This is a genomic window from Yersinia antarctica, from assembly GCF_056636475.1.
The window spans coordinates 1,036,284-1,058,493 of record NZ_JBSJQF010000001.1 but is presented as its reverse complement, the minus strand read 5'-3'; the positions used below and the strand labels follow the sequence as shown (position 1 = coordinate 1,058,493).

Here is a 22,210-nt window from a genome sequence, read left to right as displayed (position 1 = left end):
CAGGGGTTACCCCTACCATTACCACTGAATGTTGTTTTATGCAGGAAATTACCGCTAATTATACTGTACAATCATACAGTATCAAGCCTATTTTTACAGAAAATCATCTAATAGTGTTTGTAGCGCGAAAACAGCCGCTTGCAGCCTTACTGCATCGCGATCACCGGGGAAAATCTGTTTGCATGCCAAAATCTGCCCTTCACGTGCCGCGAAAGCAAACCATACCGTACCAACCGGTTTATCCGCACTGCCACCATCAGGCCCGGCAATGCCACTAATAGATACCGCGAAGTCAGCATTCGCTTCTCTCAATGCTCCGAGCGCCATCTCTCGTACTACGGCTTCACTCACAGCACCATAATTTGCTAACGTGATTTCGTCCACACCGAGCAAATCGTGTTTGGCTGCATTACTGTATGTCACGAAACCACGGTCAAAGTACGCTGAACTCCCCGCAATATCAGTTAATGCTTTGGCCACCCAACCCCCTGTACAGGACTCAGCACAGGTCACCCAGGCACCACGGGCCTTTAGCTTATTCCCGATTGCAATACTGAGCTGGCGTAATTGTTTCTCGCTCATTGTTGCCCCCTACTCTAATAAAATCTCCCGCCGCCGATAGTAGCACTTCTTTAGCCCGTAACGACAACCACTGTCAGTTATGCGAAACCTCTCGCAAGGAGGAATGAAAAAAAGCGCTTTCCCGTACAAAGCTTTACCTCACAGGCTTTGCTGTTAGTATCAAAAGAGCTGTTTGAATTTATCGGCAACGTAGGATGCGGCAAGTTGCATCAGGGGTACTGGATAGTTATCCGGGATGATGAACTAAGGACGAGATAGTGAAAAAAACGCTTAACGCCTTTTTCCCACTTTATAGTGCAACCGTTTTGATGTTGCTGGGTTCAGGCTTATTGACGACCTATATTTCGCTAAGGTTGACCGCCATCCATGTCTCAGGTGCATTAATTGGGGCAATTATTGCCGCAAATTATATTGGTCTGGTGATCGGTGGCAAGGTTGGCCATTTCCTGATTGCCCGCGTAGGCCATATTCGCGCTTATGTCGCCTGTGCCGGTATTATCACGGCAGCCGTGTTAAGCCATGGACTTACTGAATACATCCCCGCATGGGTAGTTCTGCGCTTGATTATTGGCCTCTGTATGATGTGTCAGTTTATGGTGCTGGAAAGTTGGCTCAATGATCAGGCAGCCTCTAATCAACGCGGTATCGTGTTTGGTGTTTATATGGCTGCAACCTATGCCGGTATGGCGTTAGGTCAGGTGGTATTAATGCTCCAACCTGAGTTGGGTCTGAGCACCCTGATGATTATTGCGCTATTTTTTGCCCTTTGCCTGGTGCCTGTAGCCCTAACAACGCGCAGTAATGCCCAACAAATGTCCCCAGCCCCTATGGAGCTGAAATTCTTTATCAGTTCAATTCCTAAAATACTGGCATCAACTTTGGTAATTGGCATGATTGTCGGCTCCTTCTATGGTCTGGCACCGGTCTATGCCAGCCTGCAATCGCTATCAACGCAGGAGACCGGCCTGTTTATGGCATTATCTATCTTTGCCGGTTTAGTGGCCCAACTTCCTCTCAGTTGGTTGTCCGATCGCTATAACCGCACGCTACTGATCCGTATTAACGCATTATTACTGGCATTAACTGCACTGCCGCTGGCCCTGGTGCCCCATATCTCGTTCCATTTTTTACTGGGTCTGGGGTTTGTCGTCAGCATGTTGCAGTTCACCCTCTACCCACTGGTGGTCGCTCTGGCTAATGACCTGATTGCACCAGAGCGGCGAGTTTCACTGGCGGCATGCTTACTGATGTCATTTGGCGTTGGCGCCAGTATTGGGCCGCTCGCTGTAGGTGCCCTGATTCAGCCATTGGGTGGCAATATTCTATATGCATTCTTCGTACTGTGTGGTGTGAGCCTGATAACACTGAGCAGAACGGTGAAACAAGATCAGGACGAATTCGTTAACGATGCCCCGGTTCCACACATGGCAATACCGGACAGCCTGGTCAGTTCCCCACTGTCACCAGCGCTGAACCCTAGCTTTGACGAGCAAATGATCCACGATGTTATGCCGCCTCCTGACCAACAAGAAGAAGTAGAAAAAACAGAGGAATCGTCTGCAACAGACACACCTAACGCCCCGTAACTCGGGGTCATAGGGGTATCAGTTTGTTTGTACAGCCTCTCTGACGTTAAAATTCGGTACAGCTTGTTATTTATTCAGCTTTGAATAAAAATACCAGCATCAGATAATTAGCGGGACGGAACCATGTCGAGACAAGATGAGCAACGGTTGCTGGTGAAAATAGCCACGCTGTATTACAGCGAAGGTATGAAGCAATCTGAAATTGCTGACAGCCTGCATTTATCTCAATCTTTTGTCTCCCGAGCGATCACCCGCTGCGTTAAAGAAGGAGTGGTGAAAATCAGCGTGATTCAGCCTACCAATATGTTTATTGGTATCGAATCACGGATTCAAAAACACTATGGAATCGATCAGGCCATTGTGGTGGATATTGCTGATGACGCCAACCCAGTCCAAATAAAGCAAGCTATTGGTTCTGCTGCTGCCCATTACATGCAAACCAGTATTCGCCCAAACGATATGGTGGGGATCTCTTCGTGGAGTAGCACTATCCGGGCGATGGTTGATAATCTTCATCCGCTTAACATCAAAACCAGCGGGGTTATCCAATTACTGGGAGGGGTTGGCCCCAATGGTAATGTGCAAGCCACCTTGTTAACTCAAGCATTAGCCAATATTTTAAATTGTCCGGCTTACTTGCTGCCCGCTCAAAGTATTGAACGTTCGACAGAAGACCGCGCACGCTTGATATCCAGTGGTGAAGTTGCCGACGTAGTGAATAAATTTGCCGAAGTTGATCTGGCATTGGTGGGAATTGGTGATCTGGAGCCATCACAGCTATTGAGAAACTCCGGTAACTATTATCACGAAGAGATGCTCAAGTTACTGGCAGAGCGTGGGGCCGTGGGTGATTTATGTCTGCATTATTTTGATGCTGCTGGCGATGCGGTACTTAGCGATGAAGAAGATCCAGTGATTGGTATGTCGCTACCACAACTGCGTGCCTGCCCCCGAGTGGTAGCGCTGGCAGGAGGGGTAGGGAAAAGTGCTGCCATTCGTGGTGCACTGACGGGTAACTATGTTGATGTATTGATTACCGACAGGTTAACCGCCGAAACCTTACTTTAAAGCGACTGTGCTCGGTTAATAATCACCATAATGATTCACCGCGCCCTCCCTGGTGCGGCATTTGATAATGTCATTGAAACTAAAGCGGCGACTTCCCATGCCAGTAACAATCAACTCCCAGATACTTACTGAATGCTTCTTGCAATACCTGAGCTGTCGCTGAATGGTTCATTGCCACATGGTGTTCGAAACCATTATTACAGATATGCGTAAGTAAGCTTTCCAGCTGTGGCACTTCCACTACCGCACGGCAACCCACGGTATCTAACTCGTCACTGACAGAACGGCCTTCACCGACATAAGCCCGAACCCGACCGGTAAAATCATCAGAAGAGAGGCGGAAATAGGTCAATGGCCCGGATTTCATGCGACCATGGACAGCACCACAGGTATTCTCGCAACCTACAGTTGTTCCGATAATATCAGCGGTGCCCATGGTTGAGCTTTCCAGACTTTCACTGGCAAAGTTGCCACAGTGGAATAACACACATTTATCACGTTCTGCGCCAAAGTTATTATTCCAGTCAGCAATTGAGGCCGGCGCCAGTGAGCAACTCGCCAGTGCATACATCGATAGTGCCCCCATTACATCCACTTCACAGGCACTTGGCATCAGTTGCCCGGACATCACGCTCATAATGGAACAGACGTTGATACCCAAATTCTGTTGCAGCGAGGTCCAGCACTGCATGGCGGTGGTATCGATATCGTTGGCGATGATCCATTCACTGATAACCACAAACAGTTTCGCCATTTTGTGTAACTTATCTTGTGGGATGGCACTGGTGTCACCGTTGGCTTTTAACAGCGCCAGTTTTTCACCAACACGAATATCGTTATCACTGAGATTAGCGACGCGGAAGAACACTTCGGATAAATCGAGCGTTTCAACAGTAATGCCCAAATTCTCCAATAACTTCTCGCTGTAGCGCACAGTATTAAAGTTAGTTGGACGAGCACCAATAGCCCCGACACGCACCCGTTTCATGGCATGCACCACACGGCACAGTTGTACAAATTGTTCGACGTCGTGGCTAAATATTTCGCTGTTTAGACTACAAACATGCTGCTTGGTCAATGTGAATGGAATGCCATATTGGCGCAGATTGTTACATAACGAGATTTTGCCGCAGAAGCTGTCGCGACGCGTCGCTAGCCCCATTTTATCCAGCGCATCTTCTTCAGCCTGTACTAATACCGGTACTTTAAGGCCCGAAAGGCGAATAGCATCTGAGACACTTTTTTCATCACCAAAGTTGGGCAGAATCACCACTACACCATGGATCTCTTCGCTGTGCTTACGGAATAACTCGGCACACACGTTGGCATCACGCCAGTTTTCAACCCCCCCCAAGGGGGTTTGCTCTTCATTGAGCATAATGATGTTGATGCCCAGTCTATCAAACAGCGCCTGAGCATCACGGCGCGCGTCAGCCACCAGATAGCTTGGGAAAAACCCCCGGTTGCCGATAATCACCGCGAAAGTTAACTTACGAGGTATTGCTGACATATGCTTACTCCTAGTGTGGGTTATTTCGGCTGAAAACGCGCACGCGCGATGGCCGTTTGCCAGAGGCTATAGTTATCTTGCATCTCCGCACTTTGAGCGCGCGGTTCGATGTATTCCACTTCACGGGGAAGTGCGGCTAATTGCTGGTTATCCTGCCACCAGCCAAGGGTTTTCCCGCCTAAATATGCCGCCCCCAGTGCCGATACTTCGGCGGTATGGTTGCGTATCAACGTGCGCTGCAACAGGTCGGCTTGAAATTGCATCAACCAGCGGTTGCTGGTCGCTCCACCATCTACCCGCAGCCGTTCAAGACGATGGTTGCCAGCCCGCTCCATAGCAAAAAAGACGTCGGCTATTTGGTAGGCGACCGACTCTAACCCGGCGCGGGCTAATACCGCAGGGGTGGTAGCATCGGTCAAGCCGCAGAACAGACCACGAGCCTGGCTATCCCAATAAGGCGCCCCTAATCCCGAGAGGGCTGGAACAAAATAGACGCCCTGATTACCTGACTGACTTTGCGCCATCTCGGTCAAGTGCGCTAAATCCGTGATACCTAGCATGCGTGAAACCCACGCCACCCCCGAACCGGTATGCGTGATATTGCCTTCGAGGGCGTAACGTAGTTCACCGTCATGCCAGGCAATGGTGGTACTCAGGCCATTGCTCTGTGTTACCGCCTGCTTCACGGTAGTCATCAGGGAAGAGCCGGTACCATAGGTCGCTTTGATTTCGCCCGCACGGTCACCGCCCTGCCCATAGAGTGCAGCGTGGGAGTCGCCGATTTGTGCCACAATCGGTATCCCCTGTGGCAAGCCAATAATACCGGTATTACCGGTATGTCCGTGGATAGCCGCCGAGGGTAATACCGCAGGCAGACAAAGACTGGGAATACCAAATAGCGCCAGCAGGTCAGGATCCCATTGGCCGGAATGAATATTAAACAGTTGGGTACGGGCTGCATTGGAGAAATCGGTCGAGAAACTTTGGCCGCCACTGAGCTGCCAGGTTAACCAACAGTCGATGGTTCCGACGCACAGTTCACCGTGAGCCGCACGTTCCACACCACGTGGGATTTCTGCCAGCATGCCGTGAACCTTGGCGGCCGGAAACAGCGGATCAATCGGCAATCCAGTGCGTTCGGCAATCATTGCCGCCTCCGGTAACTGGCTCAGCGTTTGACAGAAAAGCTTTGAGCGCCGACATTGCCAACTCACCACTGGCGTCAGTGGTGTGCCGGTCTCCCGCTCCCAAATCAGCACCGACTCACGCTGGTTACTGATGGCAACACCGGCCACCCGCGCACCTGCCAACTGGTTCAGACAGCCTTCGATTGCCAAAGAGACCGCCTGCCAGATAGCCAGCGGGTCCTGCTCTGCCCAACCAGGCCTTGGGTGATTCAACAGAAGAGGCACTGAAGCCTTCGCCAGAATCTGTCCGGCAGTGTCCACTGCAATGGCTTTGGCATTGGTGGTGCCTTCATCAATAGCCAGAATAATCGGCGTTGACATGATTACTCTCCTCGGCAAAACCGCAGAGCACGCGCTACAATGCCTGCCGCATCAAAACCATGATAGGCACGCATATCTGCCCTGTCGGCAGCAATCGCATAGCCGCCATCAGGAATACCTAATCTCACCAATGGGATCCCACTGCCCGCTTCGGCCAACACTTCAGCCACCAAACTGCCCACACCACCATTAATGTTGTGCTCTTCGATGGTAATCACCCGCTGACTCTTCTGGAGAATGGCTAACAGTTGCTGAGTATCACACGGACGAATAGAAGAAACGTTGACCACCGCAGCAGAAACGTTGTTATCCGCCAGTATCGCGGCAGCGCTTACAGCCTCATGCACTGTAGAACCCATCGCTACCAGAGCAATATCCTGACCATCCTGCAAGACATCAATCTGCCCCGGTACAAAGTGGTAGTGCTCATCATGGAGTTGTGGCAAGGATTTGCCGTCCAGACGAATATAGACCGGTCCCTGATGGGCGATAGCATAATCAATTATTTGACGGCACTCTTGTGGGTCAGAGGGAGCATAAATTTCGATATTGCCAAAACCACGTAAGATAGAAATATCATCGATACAGTGATGAGTACTGGCCAGCGGCCCGTAACTGGCGCCAGAATTGAGACCGAACAACTTAACATTGCTATTGTTGTAGCAAACATCGATTTTTAGCTGCTCATTGGAGCGTGAAATCAGGAATGGCGCGGCATTACAGGTTACTGCAACTTTCCCGCCCATGGATAAGCCCACGGCGGTGCCGACCATCGCTTGTTCGGCAATACCTACGTTAACCACGCGATCAGGGAAGCGAGCAGTAAACGGCCCGATTTTCGCCGTCGAAGTGGAATCAGCCACCACCGGAACCAGATCAACACCGTTATCCACGGCTTTGATAAACTGCTCAACCATCACTGAGGCCAAATGTTCTGCATTACTCATCGCTCAATTCCTCCAGTGCCAGATCAATTTCAGCACCTTTCGGCACCCGGTGGTGCCACTCCACGCGCCCTTGAATAAAGGAGATACCGGCACCTTTTTCGGTGTTGGCAATCACCACATTGGGTTTACCCTTGGGTTGTAATGCCTCCAGTGTTTCCACCACCGATTGCATGTTATTACCCTGGCATTCCGTTACTTCTAAACCAAATGCACGCCATTTATCCGCCAACGGGTCGGTATTCATAATTGACTTGGTGGTGCCCGCCAGCTGGAGTTTGTTTTTATCGTTAATGATTATCAGATTGTCTAACTGATAGTGAGCAGCCACTAATGCCGCTTCCCAGTTACTGCCTTCGGCTAACTCACCATCGCCAGTCAGAACAAACACTCGGCGTTTGCTGTTGGCGCGTTTTGCCGCTAATGCGATCCCGACTGCGACCGGCAAACCATGTCCTAGCGCGCCGGTATTTAATTCGATCCCCGGCGTTTTGTGTTTTACCGGATGGCCCGGCAGATGAGAGTTAGCGTGTTGATAAGTTGCCAACCATTCCTCTGGGAAATAACCCGCTTCCGCCAGACAACAGTAATAGCCGCCAACGGCATGGCCCTTAGATTGCACATAGATATCGCGCTCAGGATCAGTTAACCGGTCAGGTGCGCAATTAAGGATGCGGAAATAGAGTGCGGTCAGAATCTCTACCTGCGAAAGATCAGCACCGGTATGCCCCCCTGCGGGGCTGTTCGCATTAAGCAGGACGATCCGGCGGCGGATAGCCCGCGCCTTTCTCACCAGCTCATCGATTGACAGTGAATACGGATTCATGACATTACCTCTCTTATATTTTCCTTCGCCATTGAATTTTTACTCATTGGCGAATATTTATTCCTGATGGTGCTAAAAAATAGCTTTCATCAAGCCTGACCGGAAAGCCTCCTCCGGCGTTACCTCTTCAGTGTTCTGCGGCTTAGGGCACGGTGTTACCCCATCAGCCCATTAGCCGTTATGGGTTCTTTATGCCTGCTCGCTTTTGCCCACTTGCGCAACTACGTTGGCTTTTTGCGACACAATTGCTGCTTTATGCTGCATACGGTTTTGCATCTGGTCGATAATCACAGCCACAATAATTACGATACCTTTAATAACCATTTGCCAGAATTCACTGACCCCCATCATCACCAGCCCGTCAGCTAAAATACCGATAACAAATGCGCCGATCAGTGTGCCGAGGATGGTGCCACGGCCACCGGCCAGAGAAGTTCCCCCCAATACCACGGCCGCTATCGCATTCATCTCAAAGCCGCTGCCGTTCGCAGGGTGGCTGGCCACCAATTGAGCGGAAACAATGATCCCGGCAATTGCCGCACAGAAACCGGAAATGGTGTAAACCCAGACTTTGACCTGCCGGACTTTGACACCAGACAGTTCGGCTGCTCTCTCGTTATCACCGATAGCGTAGACATGGCGACCAAAAGGTAGGCGACGCGCTACATAGGCAATCACCAGAGCCAAAATGAACATGATCCAGATGGCGATCGGCAAACCCAGTAATGTGCCGGACCCCAGTAGATCAAAACCGGTATTTCCGAGTTGTGGATTGCCCTGTAAGCCTGGGAAGGTTTCACCGCCAGAAATCAGCATCGCCGCACCACGAACCACATACATGGTACCGAGGGTGCAGATAAACGGCGCGACGTTATAGCGGGTTATAATCCAACCATTGACCGCGCCAATCAGTGCTCCGATGACCAATACCACCGGGACCACCACCCAAACACTGGGGAAAATGGCAATACCAAACATCGGTAATACAATACCTTGGGTGATCATCCAGCCCGCAATCATGCCGCACAACCCCAAGGTTGCCCCGATAGAGAGGTCAATCCCTGCGGTGATAATGACAAACGTGATGCCCAGTGCGAGGAAGGCATTGATAGCGATATGCTTCACCATAATGATCAAGCTGCCTGTCGCCAGAAAGCCCGGTACCATCACGGAGAAGAAACCAAGAATCAAAAACAGGGCAATAAAGGTGCGCATCTTGAGCAGAAGCAGCAGCATATTTTCCCGTGACCACGACGCGCCACCGGGCCGGTGACTCGCCAACGCAGTGCCAGTTGTTGCTTTCATCATTCGAACCCTTGTGCACTTGCCGTAACCAATGCCGATTCACTGGCCGACTGACGGGATAAGTTCGCGGTCAGCTTGCCATTCGACATCACCAGTATGCGGTCAGATACCGCCATGATCTCTTTCAGATCAGAGGTTGAGAACAAAATACCAATCCCCTGCTCAGAGAGTTTCACCATCATTTCAAACACATCAGCTTTCGCACCGACATCAATGCCTCGCGTTGGCTCATCCAACAGCAAAATGTTTGGACTGGTCAGTAATGAGCGCCCTATCACCACCTTTTGCTGATTACCGCCACTGAGAGCCTGAATCTCTACTTCCGGTGAAGAGACTTTGATCGACAAATCCCCGATAACCGATGCCACCACTTGTGACTCACTCTCTTGCCAGATAGTGAAGCTGTGTTTTAACCGACGCCATAAGCTGGAAATGGTCAGGTTATTGGCCACCGATGACACAGGGAAAATACCGGTTTTTTTACGGTCTTCCGGTACCAGACTCATTCCCAGACGAATGCGCTCTGCGGTTGAGGTCTTGGCATTAATCGACGTGCCATTGAGCCGGATAGTGCCAAGGTAGCTCTGCTGCGTGCCCAGCAGACATTCAAACAATTCGGTACGACCTGCCCCCATCAACCCATAGATGCCGACAATTTCACCCGCCCGCACTTGCAATGAGACCTGATTCACTACCGTGTTGCCGGATTCATTGATTAACGTGACGTTATCAACCTCCATCATCGGCGCACCAAATGTACGGTCCGGGTGAAGAAAACTGGAAACCGGGTCACTGCCCAGCATTTCACGGACAATCCACGGTACATCAATATCTTTTACCGCAGCTTCAGCCTGAAAACGGCCATCACGCAAAATAGTGATGTAGTCACCAATCGCCATCAACTCTTCCAAACGATGTGAGATGTAGACGATGGAAACACCCTGTCGCGTCAGTTCGCGAATAACCCGAAACAGGATATCAACTTCGGTTTTACTCAACGCCGACGTCGGCTCATCCAGAATCAGAATATCCGCCTGTTCTGCCAGTGCTTTGGCGATTTCAATCAATTGCTGTTGGCCTACTTTCAGGTTTGATACCATTTCTTTCGGCGAAATAACCTGATCAAGACGCACCATTAACTGTTCAGCAATCAGCTCCTGCGCTGCCTGATTAATGGGTTTCAAGCCTTGCTGAATCTCACGCCCCAGAAAGATGTTTTCCGCAACATTGAGGTTTTCCGACAGGTTCAGCTCCTGATGAACCATGCCAATACCCAACGCCGCAGCCTCACGAGTATTGGCAATACTCACCGCATTACCATTCAGGTAGATTTGGCCGGATGTTTGTTGCTGTACCCCAGCCAAGATCTTCATTAAGGTAGATTTTCCGGCGCCATTTTCGCCGATAATCACATTCACTTTGCCGCGATAAACGTTATAACTGACGGCATCTAGCGCCAATGTGCCAGGAAAACGCATTGAAATGTCCTCAGCACGCATGACGATGTCAGGTCTGTGATCCATTAGTGGCTCTCCTTATTCAAACTGAGCGGCACACCATTGCTCAGACCGGTAGGGGTGAGTGTCACCGCTGCCAATACCTCGACTTGCTGCCCGACCCAACTGGCATCGGGTTTTGCCACATCCTGCAAAGCACGCTTGCTTAATGCTTTAGAGAGCTGGGCGTATTGCACCTGATTTTTAAAATCTTCGAAGCGGATAAACGTTGATGCATCACGAATGGCATTACCTTTGACGATTGGCCCCACTTGCAGCACTTGTTCATCACCGTCAATGGCCAAACGAATCAACCCTTCCCGCCCTTCTGTGTCTACCGCCATCACTTTGCCGTTAAAACGAACAAAACGACTTTGGCTATTTTTCCCTGCTGCTGGCTGACTTTGTTGCTGCTTTACCTGCTGCCAACTGAGCGCATTGCTATTGGCAAACGGCATAACTTTACTCACCCAAATGGTGGAGGCGACTTTGTCCGGTGGCTGGTTATAGTCACTGACCACCGCGTTAGGATCGACTGGCAGAATCGGTTTACCGTTTTCATCCAAATCAACCACGGTACAAGCCACCAGCACCGTACTGATAACCAACAAACCGCCTGCTTTCGATAAGGCACTGAACCACATACTGCCTCCTGTCAGGAGGGGCGATTACGCCCCTCATTCTTAAACCATGGTTTTAATAACCGGTGATTATAAGATGGGTGTTTCAGTCGCGATTATTGTTTCAGTGCAAAGACATTCAGATTCTTGGCATTGTTTTCATCAATCAATACGCAATCCATCAGTTGCTTTTCTTCCAACCCGGTTTTGCCGGTTTTCAGATATTTATCAGCCTGCACCACCGCCATCTGAGCTTGTGCCCAACCCGGCTGTAATACAGTGGCTTTGATATTGCCTTTGTTGATGATGGAGTCGCGAACATAGTCACTGCCGTCAAAGCCGACGACGATGACATCATTGCGGCCTGCTGCTTTTAATGCAGCTTCTGCACCAAGTGCCATGGTGTCGTTACCGGAAATTACCCCAGTGATATCTGGGTTAGCCTGCAAAATGGACTCCATACGGTTGAACGCTTCAGTCTGGCTCCAGTTTGCAGTCTGTTGGGCAACCATCTTCATGTCGCTATGTTCGTCAATCACGTCGTGATAACCCTGTGAACGAACATGAGCGTTGGTATCGGACTCACGGCCGAGCAATTCAACATATTTGCCTTTGCCCCCCATCAACGTAACGAATTTCTCAGCGCCGAGTTGCGCACCCTGATAATTGTTCGACACAATTTGCGATACTGCGATTCCGGTTTCATTGATTTCACGGTCAATCAGGAAAGTCGGAATACCGGCCGCTTTGGCTTTTTTCAATGGCCCGATAGTGGCATCTGATCCGGCGTTATCCAGAATGATCGCTTTAGCCTTACGAGCGATGGCAGTTTCCAGCAGTTGGTTTTGTTTGTTCACATCATCATCATGGGAAGCCACCAGTACGGTGTATCCCAGTTCCGTCGCTTTGGCTTTAGCACCTTCCGCCTCCGCTTTAAAGAACGGGTTATCGTGGGATGGGGTGATAATGGCGATCAGGCCGTTACTGGCGGCACCAGCAACACCCGCCATTGAGATCAATGCTGCGGTAAGACAGGATTTCAGTAGGGTATTTTTCATTATTTTTCTCCGCATTGAATATATATTCACTATTAAATTTATATTCAATGTAATAATACAAACGCCCCGCAGCTTGTCCAATGTGAGTGCAAGGAAAGTAGAAGCCGGTCACAAATTAGTCAAAAAGAGAGTTAAAAGATAAGTGAGAAATTACATATTAGGGAAAAGCAATTTAGCCCTTGGCACAGAACAAAAACGAGCATATGCTAAGGCATAGGCCAAGAAACAAGGAGTAAATGATGGATAGAGTTGCGAAGTTATTTAAAAATGGTAGAAATCAGGCAGTTAGGTTACCCGTTGAGTTCGAGTTTGATACTGATCAAGTCTATATTCGCCGTGACGAAAATGGAAATATAATCTTATCGAAGCAACCAGCTAAACCGGATGACTGGAGCCAACTGCTTCAGTTAATCAATAAAACACGCGTACCTGCTGATTTCTTGAGTATCAATGAACGTCAGCAAGGTACAGCAAACCGTGACCCATTCGACGGGATAAAGTAGCGCCATGTATATGCTTGATACCAATACAGTGAGCCATTTATTTCGACGTCATCCTAATGTTTTGCTCAGCATACAGCACGTGAAACCTTCTGATGTCTGTATTTCCAGTATTACAGAAGCTGAATTGCTCTACGGAGTAGCAAAACGTCAAAACAAAGCGCTAAAAACGATGGTAGCAGCCTTTCTGGACTCGGTAACCCTGCATGCGTGGGATAGCGAAGCTGCAGAATGCTATGGCAAACTACGTGCAAAAATGGAAAAAAAGGGACATATCATGGGAGCTCTAGATCAATTAATTGCAGCCCATGCACTCAGCCTTGGAGCCATTTTGGTGACAAACGACAAAGCTTTTTCAATGGCTCCAGCCCTCCTAATAGAAGACTGGACCAAAGAAAGCCAGTGTTAATATACTGAAAATAATATCTATATTAATAACAAGGCTATATTTTCTTAATACTCAGCGATATAACTCAATCACCGCAGGCGTCACCTGTAATTCGTGTTGCCAGTGGGTCAATGTCAGGGTCGTTAACTCAGCTAGCCCCTGATAAAACGGGTGTCTGGCATCAGATTGCAGCAAGGCGAGGTAACGATACCCCCACGGCAACAGGTGCTCTGCCAGTAAAACCGGTAAATCCGCTGGTTGATGTTCTGCCAGCCAGGCGGCCATCATCAGCAATAAGCCGAAATGATCCTCTGGCTCTTGCTGCTCCAGTGTCACCTCCACTTGCTGCTGCGCCATCCAATCACGCAGTTTGAGCGTCGAGTCGCCAAACAGGACATTTTCTTTATCCAGATAAACCGATCCCCACGGGGGAGCGGGCAGTGCATATGGGCCAATAAACAGCCGCTGCCAAGCCTCTTCCAGGGTTTCATCTGACTTGTCTTGCGCCAATAAAGCGGCAATGGGCATTAGTTGAGTTTCCAGGCCATAAGGCCACTGGGCTACCCACTCATCACTGCTGAGTTGCGCCACAATATCACTGCACGCCGGACTGTCCGGTTCACAATAAAACAGCGCACCCAATACGTGGCCAGTCAGCGCAATTTGTTGATAAGTCATATTGTTTTCAACCATTTTGTTACCTCAGGAGCGCGATCAATTCGCCATCAAACGGGTGAAGCATTGCGAGCAAAGCCACGTTGGGCGTAAACCCAGCATGGGCTTTGCTCAGTCGCCATCAGGCTATATTTAACCGCCGATTGCCATTCCGACTGTCATATGCAACCCGTAAAACACGCCACGGCCAATTAGCTCACCCGCAAAAATAAGCAGCATAGCGAAGACCATGCCGAGCGTCGTCGGTGTGCGGCCTCTGATTAACGGACAAATCCAGCAACCCAGCCCCAGAACCAGTAGCACCAAACGCCATACCATCAGTGTGCCATAGTGGGGAATAAGCTCTGAAGCTTGCTGTACCGAGCTGTAAATCGTCGACAAACTGGCCGCCTGCATAATGACACTGGCAATACTGATAATCAGTGCCAATACACTGATCATCGGTAGTTGCAGCATCATTCGCCCATTAATCCCGGCCAGTTGTAACAACAAATAACCCAACATCGGGCCGCCAATCAAGGTGGTAAGAACAAAACCTAGCGGAGTATAGAGGTTGTCCCAAGTAGGAACAGTATCAATGGAATAGACTCGACACATGGCATAGACAAATACCACGCCCAGCACCATGGCGACCACTAGCCAGACTTTGCCGAGTACCGCTGGCATTTTACCCAATACGGCCAACAACCAGTAAAAACCTGCCACCGCAAAGAACAGTGAACCGGCGGCTATTTCATTACTGAGCGCCGACTCGCCAATGCGGCTTAATGAATTGAATGCTCGCATTGGCGAGCCTAAATGCAGTGTCGAGGCGATAAAAGCCAGTGCCATCAGCACCCACAGTACCAACATGCTGCGGTGAATTCGCTGTTGCTGCCCGTGACTCAAACCACCGAATATCAGCGCCAGCCCCAGCACTATAAAGCCGCCGACCACGCACTGCCCCAGTACCGTAAAGACCATTAGTGGCCATTCATGCAATCCCATGCCCATATTATACCTCCTTCGGATTTGCCAGATGACCGGTGGTATCTCTGACCGGACGGCTGTTGGCATTAGGTTTCACTACGATATTCGGCAGCGTGAAATGGGCTGCTGGCAATGGTGCGACTTCGGCCAAATCACCGTATTTCTCGCGTAATTCATCAATAGGGGCCATATCCAGTGCCCGCAGTGGGCAAGAATCGACACAAATCGGTTTCTTACCGGCAGCGACTCTTTCATAGCAGCCGTCACACTTGGTCATATGCCCTTTTGCTTCGTCATATTGCGGCGCACCGTATGGGCATGCCATATGGCAATAGCGGCAACCGATGCAAATGTCTTCGTTTACCACAACGAAACCATCATCACGCTTATGCATTGCGCCACTCGGACATACTTTGGTACAGGCAGGATCACTACAGTGATTACAGGCGATAGAGAGATAGTAAGCGAACACATTTTGGTGCCATGCGCCGTTATCTTGCTGCCAATCCCCACCGGCATATTCGTAGATACGCCGGAAGCTGACATCGGTAGACAAGTTTTTGAAATCCTTGCAAGCCAACTCGCAAGTTTTGCACCCAGTGCAACGGCTGGAGTCGATGTAAAAACCATATTGCGTTGTCATCAGTCAGCTCCTTATGCCTTGGTAACTTGAACGAGGTTGGTATGGGATGGATTCCCTTTCGCCAACGGAGAAGGCCGCTGAGTGGTCAATACGTTAATACTGCCCGCGCGATCAATGCGTTTCTCATCTGGGCTATACCATGCCCCCTCACCCAGTGCCACAACCCCCGGCATCATGCGCGGCGTGACTTTGGCGTTAATCTGAACTTCGCCTCGGCCATTGAAAATACGCACCATATCGCCATTTTTGATCTCACGCTCGCGGGCATCCATTGGGTTAATCCACATCTCCTGACGGCAGGACGCTTTTAAAACATCGACGTTGCCGTAGGTGGAGTGGGTTCTGGCTTTGTAGTGGAAACCCGTTAACTGTAATGGATACTGCTGATTGAGCGGGTCATCGTAGCTTTCAAAACCTGCGGCATAGACAGGCAGCGGATCGATAACATCGTCTTGTTGCAGTTCCCACGTGGCGGCAATCTGTGCCAGTTCGGCAGAGTAAATCTCAATTTTGCCCGATGGTGTGGTTAACGGATTGGCAATAGGGTCTGCGCGGAACGCTTTATAGGCAACATGATGCCCCGCCGGATCGCGTTTTTTAAAGATACCCTGTTCGCGGAACGCCTCAAAAGAAGGCAGTTCAGGAATGGCCTGTTGCGATTGTTGGTAGAGATGACGCAACCACTCTTCTTGCGTGCGCCCTTCGGTAAATTGCTGCTCCACCCCCATGCGTTTTGCCAGTTCAGTGGTCATTTCATAGATATTTTTGCATTCAAAACGCGGTTTGATGACTTGATCGGCAAAAATCACATACGCCATATTGCCGCTGGAAGCGTCAAGGCAGAAGTCCATCTGCTCAGAGGCGGTACAGTCAGGCAGGATGATATCGGCGTATTTGGCTGACGAGGTCATGTGATTATCGATAACCACCACCATTTCACATTTTTTATCATCTTGCAGAATGTCGTGGGTACGGTTGATTTCTGAATGCTGATTAATCAAACAGTTACTGGCGTAATTCCAGATAAACTTGATCGGTACATCCAGCTTATCTTTACCGCGCACACCATCACGGGTAGCGGTCATTTCTGGCCCGCGCTCAATCGCGTCAGTCCACAGGAACATCGAGATACTGGTTTTAACTGGGTTTTCCAGTGTTGGCATGCGGACAAATGGCAAACCGTAAGAGCCTTCGCGGGCACCTGAATTACCGCCATTAATGCCAACGTTCCCCGTCAGGATAGCCAACATGGCAATGGCCCGACTGGTATTTTCGCCGTTGGAATGGCGCTGCGGCCCCCACCCTTGCGCAATATAAGCCGGTTTCACCGACCCTATTTCACGCCCCAGTTTAATGATTCTTGCGGCTGGAACACCGGTGATGGCTTGCGCCCATTGTGGTGTTTTGGCGGTTTCATCTGCACCCTGCCCTAAAATATAGGCTTTGTAGTGGCTATTTTTTGGCGCATCTGCCGGCAAGGTTTTCTCATCATAACCGACACAATATTTATCGAGGAACGGCTGATCGACCAGATTCTCGCTAATCATCACATAGGCCAAGGCCGATGCCAGTGCCGCATCGGTACCGGGCCGCAGCGGGATCCATTCATCTTCCCGACCTGCTGCGGTATCGGTATAGCGTGGATCAATCACTATCATCTTGGCATCGGATTTCTCCCGCGCTTGCTCCAGATAGTAGGTGACCCCACCACCACTCATGCGCGTTTCAGCCGGATTGTTACCAAACAGCACCACCAGCTTGCTGTTTTCGATATCGGACGGGCTGTTACCATCAGCCCAGCCACCATAAGTGTAATTCAGGCCAGCAGCGATTTGCGCAGTACTGTAGTCACCATAATGATTAAGGTAGCCACCACAGCAATTCATCAGCCGCGCCAATAGCGTCGATCCCGGTGGCCATGAGCGGGTCATGGTGCCACCTAAGGTGCCGGTGCCGTAATTCAGATAGATAGCTTCGTTACCATATTCCTTAATGATACTTTGCATGCTGCCCGCAAGGGTGTCGAATGCCTCTTCCCATGAGATGCGCTTGAATTTGCCTTCCCCACGCGCGCCAATACGCTTCATTGGGTATTTCAGACGGTCAGGGTTGTATACCCGGCGGCGCATGGAGCGGCCACGCAAACAGGCACGCACCTGATGCAAGCCATCAAAATCATCATTGCCAGTGTTGTCGGTTTCGACATATTTGATTTCGCCATCAACGACATGCATACGTAGCGGGCAGCGGCTACCGCAGTTGACAGTACAAGCACTCCAGATCACTTTGTCATCATTGAGCGGATTTATTGCCGATTGCACCGCACGGGCGGCGCGGGAGAACGGGAGCGAAAAGGCCCCGGTTGCCATGGCAAGACTGCCGATAAGCGTCGTTTGGACCAGTTTTCGGCGCGTGACTTCTGCCGTTAATAGCCGGGATTCGTTGGTCTCTTTCATAAGATTCCCACTTGGTTGCATTCCAGAAAATGGACAACATCTGTGATAGATGAAATCCGATTAATTCAAAAAAATGAGTAATTCTGCGGGAGAGGTTGTGTCATGAATGAGAGCGCAGTGGCCCAGCTACAGCAGTTATTATAGTTAGGATGATAAACAGTTCTCCCCGCAGTTATGAGCCTACCTCTTATGGGGAGTGCGGGTGTTGTCTGGTATCAATAAAGCAGTGGGGATTGCCTTCTCCTCACTGCTTTATGATGAATCTGTGACAAATAACCGTTCGGTTTAACAAGCCTGATGATACAGCGCCATAATTTCATCAATCGACGCTTCACGCGGGTTCCCGCCGGTACATACATCCGCGAAGGCTGCTGCTGCCAGCGCGGGAATATCATCAGCCAGCAAACCCACCGCACTCAGGGATGACGGAATGCCAATATCACGGTTCAATTCAATTACTGCCTGAATGGTTTGCTCACGAACCTGTGCCAATGACCCACTCAGGGCATTGTCGAGGCCCATCGCCATCGCGATTTGACGCAAGCGTTCACCGGTATAAGCGGCGTTATAACGCATGATATAAGGCAGTAAAATGGCGTTGGCGACACCGTGTGGCATGTTGTAAAACGCCCCCAGAGGGTGTGCCATACCATGAACCAACCCCAGCCCTACGTTTGAGAACCCCATTCCAGCGATATACTGCCCAAGAGCCATATCTTCGGTGGCGGCGGCATCACCTTGCACGGAAGCCCGCAATGAACGACTGATGACTTCAATGGCTTTAAGATGCAAAGCATCCGTCAGTTCCCAAGCCCCTTTAGTCAGATAACCTTCGATGGCGTGGGTCAACGCATCAACTCCGGTCGCGGCTTTCAGGGCCGCTGGCATACTGTCCATCATGTCAGCATCAATAAATGCCACTGCCGGAATAGCATGAGGATCGACGCAAACAAATTTGCGCCGCCGCTCTTCATCAGTAATTACATAGTTAATGGTCACTTCTGCCGCAGTACCGGCGGTGGTTGGAATGGCCAGAATAGGTACACAAACGTTGCGGGTGTCAGCCACCCCTTCCAAACTGCGCACATCAGCAAACTCAGGATTATTGATAATAATGCCGATGGCCTTGCTGGTATCTTGTGGCGAACCGCCGCCCAGCGCGATGAGATAATCCGCCTCGCTTTGGCGAAAAACAGCCACACCTTGTTGTACGATGGCGATTGTCGGGTTGGGCGTTACCGCATCAAAGACAGCAAAATCCAGACCGGCCTGTTGCAAGCGGCTGATTAGGCAAGCCGCAACACCGCACTCCATCAGTATTTTGTCGGTGACCACTAACGCCTTTTTATATCCCCGCCGTGTCACTTCATCGGTGAGCGCATCCAGTGAACCGCGCCCAAACCACGCCATTTCGTTTAAAATCATTCTGTTCATGACTGATTCCTCTCGGTATTTTAACCCGCACGCTAATCTTCAACCCGTAAACCGTAGGTTTTGAATTTCTCCAGTACCACGCTGATCTCTTCTTTGGATAACACCGGCACCTCATCGACAATCGGCAAGATAGCCAGCAGCAGTGTTGCCAACACCTCAACTTCATGAGCAAGCCACAACGCTTTGGCCAAATTCTCCTCACAAGCAATCAGGCCATGGTGCTGCAACAGCGTGGCCTTGCGGTGCTTCATCGCCACGGCGACATGTTCAGACAGCGCTTTGGTACCAAAAGTGGCGTAGGGCGCACAGGGGATATCATCGCCACCGGCAGCGGCAATCATGTAATGAATCGCCGGGATCGGGCGGTTAAGAATCGATACTGCGGTGCAATGGACTGAGTGGTTGTGTACCACCGCATTGGCGTCTGCCCGAGTATGATAAACCGCCTGATGAAAACGCCACTCACTGGAAGGGACTTTGCCAGGCTCATGGTGGCCGCTGGCATCGATATAAACAATATGCGACTCCGTCAGTTTGTCGTAGGCAATACCGGAGGGCGTAATCAAAAATCCATCCTGGTAACGCACACTAACATTGCCAGCAGTCCCTTGATTCAACCCTAAACGGGTCATTTCCAGGCAAGTATTGATAATATCGCGCGCCAGTGCTTCTCTCTTCATTTGTTCCTCTCTTAAGATGCAAATACCTAAATATAAAAATGCATTGAATAATGGATGTAGGCGAATAAGCGTTAACAACTGTGGATATATCTTTCGCTCATTTAATTCAACTGAAAAATAAAGCACACCAAAATGTGAGCCATGTCATGACTATTCATGACTTCATCGTAATTTAGATATTATTTATTTTCATTAAATGTCCGTTTGAAAAAACAATATGGGAAAACGGTCAAGTGACGCTGAATGATTAAATGCCGGGATATTTCTCGATAACTGACCGTTTGTGACAGAAATAGAAAAATCGGTCATTACCTATGTGTGTTTGAAACACAATTCATTTCAAACAGTCATGAAATGTTTTTATTTAAAGTGACTATCATCACAAAATATCAGCATTGAGTTACCAATGTGATTCAGCTCATACTTTTTAGCGATTTTTACCTTATAAAGAACGGGACTTATCGCAATGAGGATATTTAAATTTGTCACTCAGGCAGTTGTGGCTCGCCAGAGAAAGTATCACTCATTAAACAAAAATAATTCCGTCGAACATTACAAACTTTCGGACTAGTGAAGTATCTGACGAGGGCATCATGGGAAATATTTTAATACAAACAGATAGCACTAAAATTTCCGCCTCGGTAAGTGACGAGGCAGAAAATAAAAAAAGGTATCTGATTCCTTTCGCATTACTGTGTTCACTGTTCTTCCTTTGGGCAGTAGCAAACAACCTAAATGATATTTTATTACCTCAATTTCAACAGGCTTTCACCCTGACCAACTTTCAAGCAGGGCTGATTCAATCCTCCTTCTATTTTGGCTACTTCTTAATCCCAATACCTGCCGGGATATTGATGAAAAGGTTTAGCTATAAGGCGGGGATTATTACTGGATTACTGTTCTATGCCTTCGGGGCGGCATTGTTCTGGCCTGCGGCCGAAACGATGAATTGCACCTTGTTTTTAATCGGATTATTTATTATCGCTGCCGGTTTAGGTTGCCTTGAAACGGCTGCCAATCCTTTTGTCACTGTATTGGGGCCAGAAAAAACCGGTCACTTCCGTATTAACTTGGCACAGACCTTTAACTCTTTCGGGGCCATTATTGCGGTAGTGTTCGGCCAAAGTTTAATACTCTCCAATGTGCCCCACCAAACACAGGAAGTACTGGATAAATTGTCTGCTGAGGATTTGAATAGCTATCATCATAGTTTAGTAAAAGCTGTTCAATTACCCTATCTGATTATTGTTGCGGTGGTTATTTTTGTTGCGCTATTAATTTTAATCACTCGTTTCCCGGCAATAAAAAGTGAATCGGATGATTCGCATAACGGTTCTTTCTTTGCATCACTACCACGGTTATTAAAGATAACACATTGGCGCTGGGCGGTATTAGCACAGTTCTGTTATGTCGGCGCACAAACCGCATGTTGGAGCTATTTAATTCGTTATGCCATTGAAGAGTTACCGAATATCACACCGGGATATGCGGCTAATTATTTAACGGCCACTATGGTATGTTTCTTTATAGGTCGATTCAGTGGCACCTGGTTAATTACTCGTTTCGCACCAGAGAAAGTTTTAGCGGCTTATGCATTTATCTCTATGTTGTTATGTATTATCTCTGCGGCCTTCGGCGGACACATTGGATTATTAGCACTTACCCTGTGCAGTATGTTTATGTCAATCCAATACCCAACCATATTCTCATTAGGCATTAAGAACCTAAATCAAGACACTAAATATGGCGCATCTATTATTGTTATGACCATTGTCGGTGGTGGTATCGTCACCCCGATCATGGGATTAGTTAGCGATGCGGCAGGGAATATACCTACGGCTGAAATTATTCCTGCTTTATGTTTTGCCATTATATTTATTTTCGCCAAGTACAAAACAATTCCTGTTAATTAATAATACGGGTAACGGACAAATTAACATTAAATTTTTGCTACTGAACACA

General features: G+C 49.2%; 20 protein-coding genes. 5 read left to right on the top strand and 15 right to left on the bottom strand.

The window, feature by feature from the left end; genetic code table 11:
• Positions 1 to 93 precede the first annotated feature (93 nt).
• The gene (gene pncC, locus ACWJJO_RS04680) at positions 94 to 582 is read right to left on the bottom strand and encodes a nicotinamide-nucleotide amidase (protein ID WP_481090687.1); all 489 of its coding nucleotides are present in this window, start codon (positions 580 to 582) and stop codon (positions 94 to 96) included.
• 257 nt (positions 583 to 839) lie between these two features.
• Here pncC and ACWJJO_RS04675 point away from each other — a divergent pair, with 257 nt between their 5' ends.
• Complete coding sequence (locus ACWJJO_RS04675; RefSeq protein WP_083160254.1) at positions 840 to 2,168, top strand: MFS transporter; 1,329 nt, start codon at positions 840 to 842, stop codon at positions 2,166 to 2,168.
• A gap of 123 nt (positions 2,169 to 2,291) precedes the next feature.
• The gene (locus ACWJJO_RS04670; protein WP_420073096.1) at positions 2,292 to 3,236 is read left to right on the top strand and encodes a sugar-binding transcriptional regulator; all 945 of its coding nucleotides are present in this window, start codon (positions 2,292 to 2,294) and stop codon (positions 3,234 to 3,236) included.
• 79 nt (positions 3,237 to 3,315) lie between these two features.
• Here the strand turns inward: ACWJJO_RS04670 and ACWJJO_RS04665 are convergent, their stop codons facing one another.
• The 8 genes from ACWJJO_RS04665 to ACWJJO_RS04630 all read right to left on the bottom strand — a co-directional run bounded on the left by ACWJJO_RS04665 (position 3,316) and on the right by ACWJJO_RS04630 (position 12,503).
• Positions 3,316 to 4,746 (bottom strand): L-fucose/L-arabinose isomerase family protein, encoded by a 1,431-nt coding sequence (locus ACWJJO_RS04665; RefSeq protein ID WP_083160258.1) that lies wholly within the window; start codon positions 4,744 to 4,746, stop codon positions 3,316 to 3,318.
• A gap of 20 nt (positions 4,747 to 4,766) precedes the next feature.
• Positions 4,767 to 6,254, bottom strand: a complete 1,488-nt coding sequence (locus ACWJJO_RS04660; RefSeq protein WP_481090686.1) for an FGGY family carbohydrate kinase — start codon at positions 6,252 to 6,254, stop codon at positions 4,767 to 4,769.
• 2 nt (positions 6,255 to 6,256) lie between these two features.
• A complete protein-coding gene (locus tag ACWJJO_RS04655) occupies positions 6,257 to 7,201 on the bottom strand; it encodes a transketolase family protein (RefSeq protein ID WP_420073098.1) in 945 nt (314 codons plus the stop codon).
• A complete protein-coding gene (locus ACWJJO_RS04650) occupies positions 7,194 to 8,024 on the bottom strand; it encodes a transketolase (protein ID WP_005181977.1) in 831 nt (276 codons plus the stop codon). The genes ACWJJO_RS04655 and ACWJJO_RS04650 overlap by 8 nt, the downstream gene beginning before the upstream one ends.
• A 189-nt stretch (positions 8,025 to 8,213) precedes the next feature.
• Entirely contained in the window at positions 8,214 to 9,329 is a 1,116-nt protein-coding gene (locus tag ACWJJO_RS04645; protein WP_372559834.1) for an ABC transporter permease, read from the bottom strand.
• Positions 9,329 to 10,852, bottom strand: coding sequence for a sugar ABC transporter ATP-binding protein (locus ACWJJO_RS04640; protein WP_083160267.1), 1,524 nt, complete (start codon positions 10,850 to 10,852; stop codon positions 9,329 to 9,331). Before ACWJJO_RS04640 ends, ACWJJO_RS04645 begins: the two co-directional genes overlap by 1 nt.
• The gene (locus ACWJJO_RS04635; RefSeq protein WP_372568729.1) at positions 10,852 to 11,469 is read right to left on the bottom strand and encodes a DUF2291 family protein; all 618 of its coding nucleotides are present in this window, start codon (positions 11,467 to 11,469) and stop codon (positions 10,852 to 10,854) included. The genes ACWJJO_RS04640 and ACWJJO_RS04635 overlap by 1 nt, the downstream gene beginning before the upstream one ends.
• A 92-nt stretch (positions 11,470 to 11,561) precedes the next feature.
• Entirely contained in the window at positions 11,562 to 12,503 is a 942-nt protein-coding gene (locus tag ACWJJO_RS04630; RefSeq protein ID WP_050086418.1) for a D-ribose ABC transporter substrate-binding protein, read from the bottom strand.
• A gap of 239 nt (positions 12,504 to 12,742) precedes the next feature.
• Here ACWJJO_RS04630 and ACWJJO_RS04625 point away from each other — a divergent pair, with 239 nt between their 5' ends.
• Both ACWJJO_RS04625 and ACWJJO_RS04620 read left to right on the top strand, forming a co-directional pair.
• Positions 12,743 to 13,006, top strand: coding sequence for an antitoxin (locus ACWJJO_RS04625; RefSeq protein WP_083160272.1), 264 nt, complete (start codon positions 12,743 to 12,745; stop codon positions 13,004 to 13,006).
• Between the two features lie 4 nt (positions 13,007 to 13,010).
• Positions 13,011 to 13,412: a PIN domain-containing protein gene (locus ACWJJO_RS04620; protein ID WP_481090685.1), complete on the top strand. Its 402-nt coding sequence runs from the start codon at positions 13,011 to 13,013 to the stop codon at positions 13,410 to 13,412.
• Between the two features lie 51 nt (positions 13,413 to 13,463).
• Here ACWJJO_RS04620 and dmsD read toward each other — a convergent pair whose 3' ends face one another.
• The 6 genes from dmsD to ACWJJO_RS04590 form a co-directional block, all read right to left on the bottom strand.
• Positions 13,464 to 14,069, bottom strand: coding sequence for a Tat proofreading chaperone DmsD (gene dmsD / locus ACWJJO_RS04615; protein WP_442848354.1), 606 nt, complete (start codon positions 14,067 to 14,069; stop codon positions 13,464 to 13,466).
• A 129-nt stretch (positions 14,070 to 14,198) separates the two neighbouring features.
• Positions 14,199 to 15,059, bottom strand: a complete 861-nt coding sequence (locus ACWJJO_RS04610) for a dimethyl sulfoxide reductase anchor subunit family protein (RefSeq protein WP_083160276.1) — start codon at positions 15,057 to 15,059, stop codon at positions 14,199 to 14,201.
• Position 15,060: 1 nt separating this feature from the next.
• Positions 15,061 to 15,678 carry a DMSO/selenate family reductase complex B subunit gene (locus ACWJJO_RS04605; RefSeq protein ID WP_005181957.1) on the bottom strand — a complete coding sequence of 206 codons (618 nt, stop codon included), beginning with the start codon at positions 15,676 to 15,678 and terminating at the stop codon, positions 15,061 to 15,063.
• Positions 15,679 to 15,689: 11 nt separating this feature from the next.
• Positions 15,690 to 18,134, bottom strand: coding sequence for a dimethylsulfoxide reductase subunit A (gene dmsA, locus ACWJJO_RS04600; protein WP_083160278.1), 2,445 nt, complete (start codon positions 18,132 to 18,134; stop codon positions 15,690 to 15,692).
• A 285-nt stretch (positions 18,135 to 18,419) separates the two neighbouring features.
• Positions 18,420 to 19,568: a lactaldehyde reductase gene (fucO, locus tag ACWJJO_RS04595; RefSeq protein WP_372568728.1), complete on the bottom strand. Its 1,149-nt coding sequence runs from the start codon at positions 19,566 to 19,568 to the stop codon at positions 18,420 to 18,422.
• Positions 19,569 to 19,600: 32 nt separating this feature from the next.
• On the bottom strand, positions 19,601 to 20,248 hold the full coding sequence (locus ACWJJO_RS04590) for an L-fuculose-phosphate aldolase (protein WP_005181951.1): 648 nt from the start codon (positions 20,246 to 20,248) through the stop codon (positions 19,601 to 19,603).
• A 593-nt stretch (positions 20,249 to 20,841) separates the two neighbouring features.
• Between ACWJJO_RS04590 and fucP the strand changes: the two genes are divergently transcribed.
• Complete coding sequence (gene fucP / locus ACWJJO_RS04585) at positions 20,842 to 22,161, top strand: L-fucose:H+ symporter permease (protein ID WP_481090684.1); 1,320 nt, start codon at positions 20,842 to 20,844, stop codon at positions 22,159 to 22,161.
• Positions 22,162 to 22,210 lie beyond the last annotated feature (49 nt).

Coding starts and splice junctions, on each gene's coding strand:
- pncC (WP_481090687.1), bottom strand. CDS start 582: ATGAGCGAGAAACAATTACGCCAGCTCAGTATTGCAATCGGGAATAAG.
- ACWJJO_RS04670 (WP_420073096.1), top strand. CDS start 2,292: ATGTCGAGACAAGATGAGCAACGGTTGCTGGTGAAAATAGCCACGCTG.
- ACWJJO_RS04665 (WP_083160258.1), bottom strand. CDS start 4,746: ATGTCAGCAATACCTCGTAAGTTAACTTTCGCGGTGATTATCGGCAAC.
- ACWJJO_RS04660 (WP_481090686.1), bottom strand. CDS start 6,254: ATGTCAACGCCGATTATTCTGGCTATTGATGAAGGCACCACCAATGCC.
- ACWJJO_RS04655 (WP_420073098.1), bottom strand. CDS start 7,201: ATGAGTAATGCAGAACATTTGGCCTCAGTGATGGTTGAGCAGTTTATC.
- ACWJJO_RS04650 (WP_005181977.1), bottom strand. CDS start 8,024: ATGAATCCGTATTCACTGTCAATCGATGAGCTGGTGAGAAAGGCGCGG.
- ACWJJO_RS04645 (WP_372559834.1), bottom strand. CDS start 9,329: ATGAAAGCAACAACTGGCACTGCGTTGGCGAGTCACCGGCCCGGTGGC.
- ACWJJO_RS04640 (WP_083160267.1), bottom strand. CDS start 10,852: ATGGATCACAGACCTGACATCGTCATGCGTGCTGAGGACATTTCAATG.
- ACWJJO_RS04635 (WP_372568729.1), bottom strand. CDS start 11,469: ATGTGGTTCAGTGCCTTATCGAAAGCAGGCGGTTTGTTGGTTATCAGT.
- ACWJJO_RS04630 (WP_050086418.1), bottom strand. CDS start 12,503: ATGAAAAATACCCTACTGAAATCCTGTCTTACCGCAGCATTGATCTCA.
- ACWJJO_RS04625 (WP_083160272.1), top strand. CDS start 12,743: ATGGATAGAGTTGCGAAGTTATTTAAAAATGGTAGAAATCAGGCAGTT.
- ACWJJO_RS04620 (WP_481090685.1), top strand. CDS start 13,011: ATGTATATGCTTGATACCAATACAGTGAGCCATTTATTTCGACGTCAT.
- dmsD (WP_442848354.1), bottom strand. CDS start 14,069: ATGACTTATCAACAAATTGCGCTGACTGGCCACGTATTGGGTGCGCTG.
- ACWJJO_RS04610 (WP_083160276.1), bottom strand. CDS start 15,059: ATGGGCATGGGATTGCATGAATGGCCACTAATGGTCTTTACGGTACTG.
- ACWJJO_RS04605 (WP_005181957.1), bottom strand. CDS start 15,678: ATGACAACGCAATATGGTTTTTACATCGACTCCAGCCGTTGCACTGGG.
- dmsA (WP_083160278.1), bottom strand. CDS start 18,134: ATGAAAGAGACCAACGAATCCCGGCTATTAACGGCAGAAGTCACGCGC.
- fucO (WP_372568728.1), bottom strand. CDS start 19,568: ATGAACAGAATGATTTTAAACGAAATGGCGTGGTTTGGGCGCGGTTCA.
- ACWJJO_RS04590 (WP_005181951.1), bottom strand. CDS start 20,248: ATGAAGAGAGAAGCACTGGCGCGCGATATTATCAATACTTGCCTGGAA.
- fucP (WP_481090684.1), top strand. CDS start 20,842: ATGGGAAATATTTTAATACAAACAGATAGCACTAAAATTTCCGCCTCG.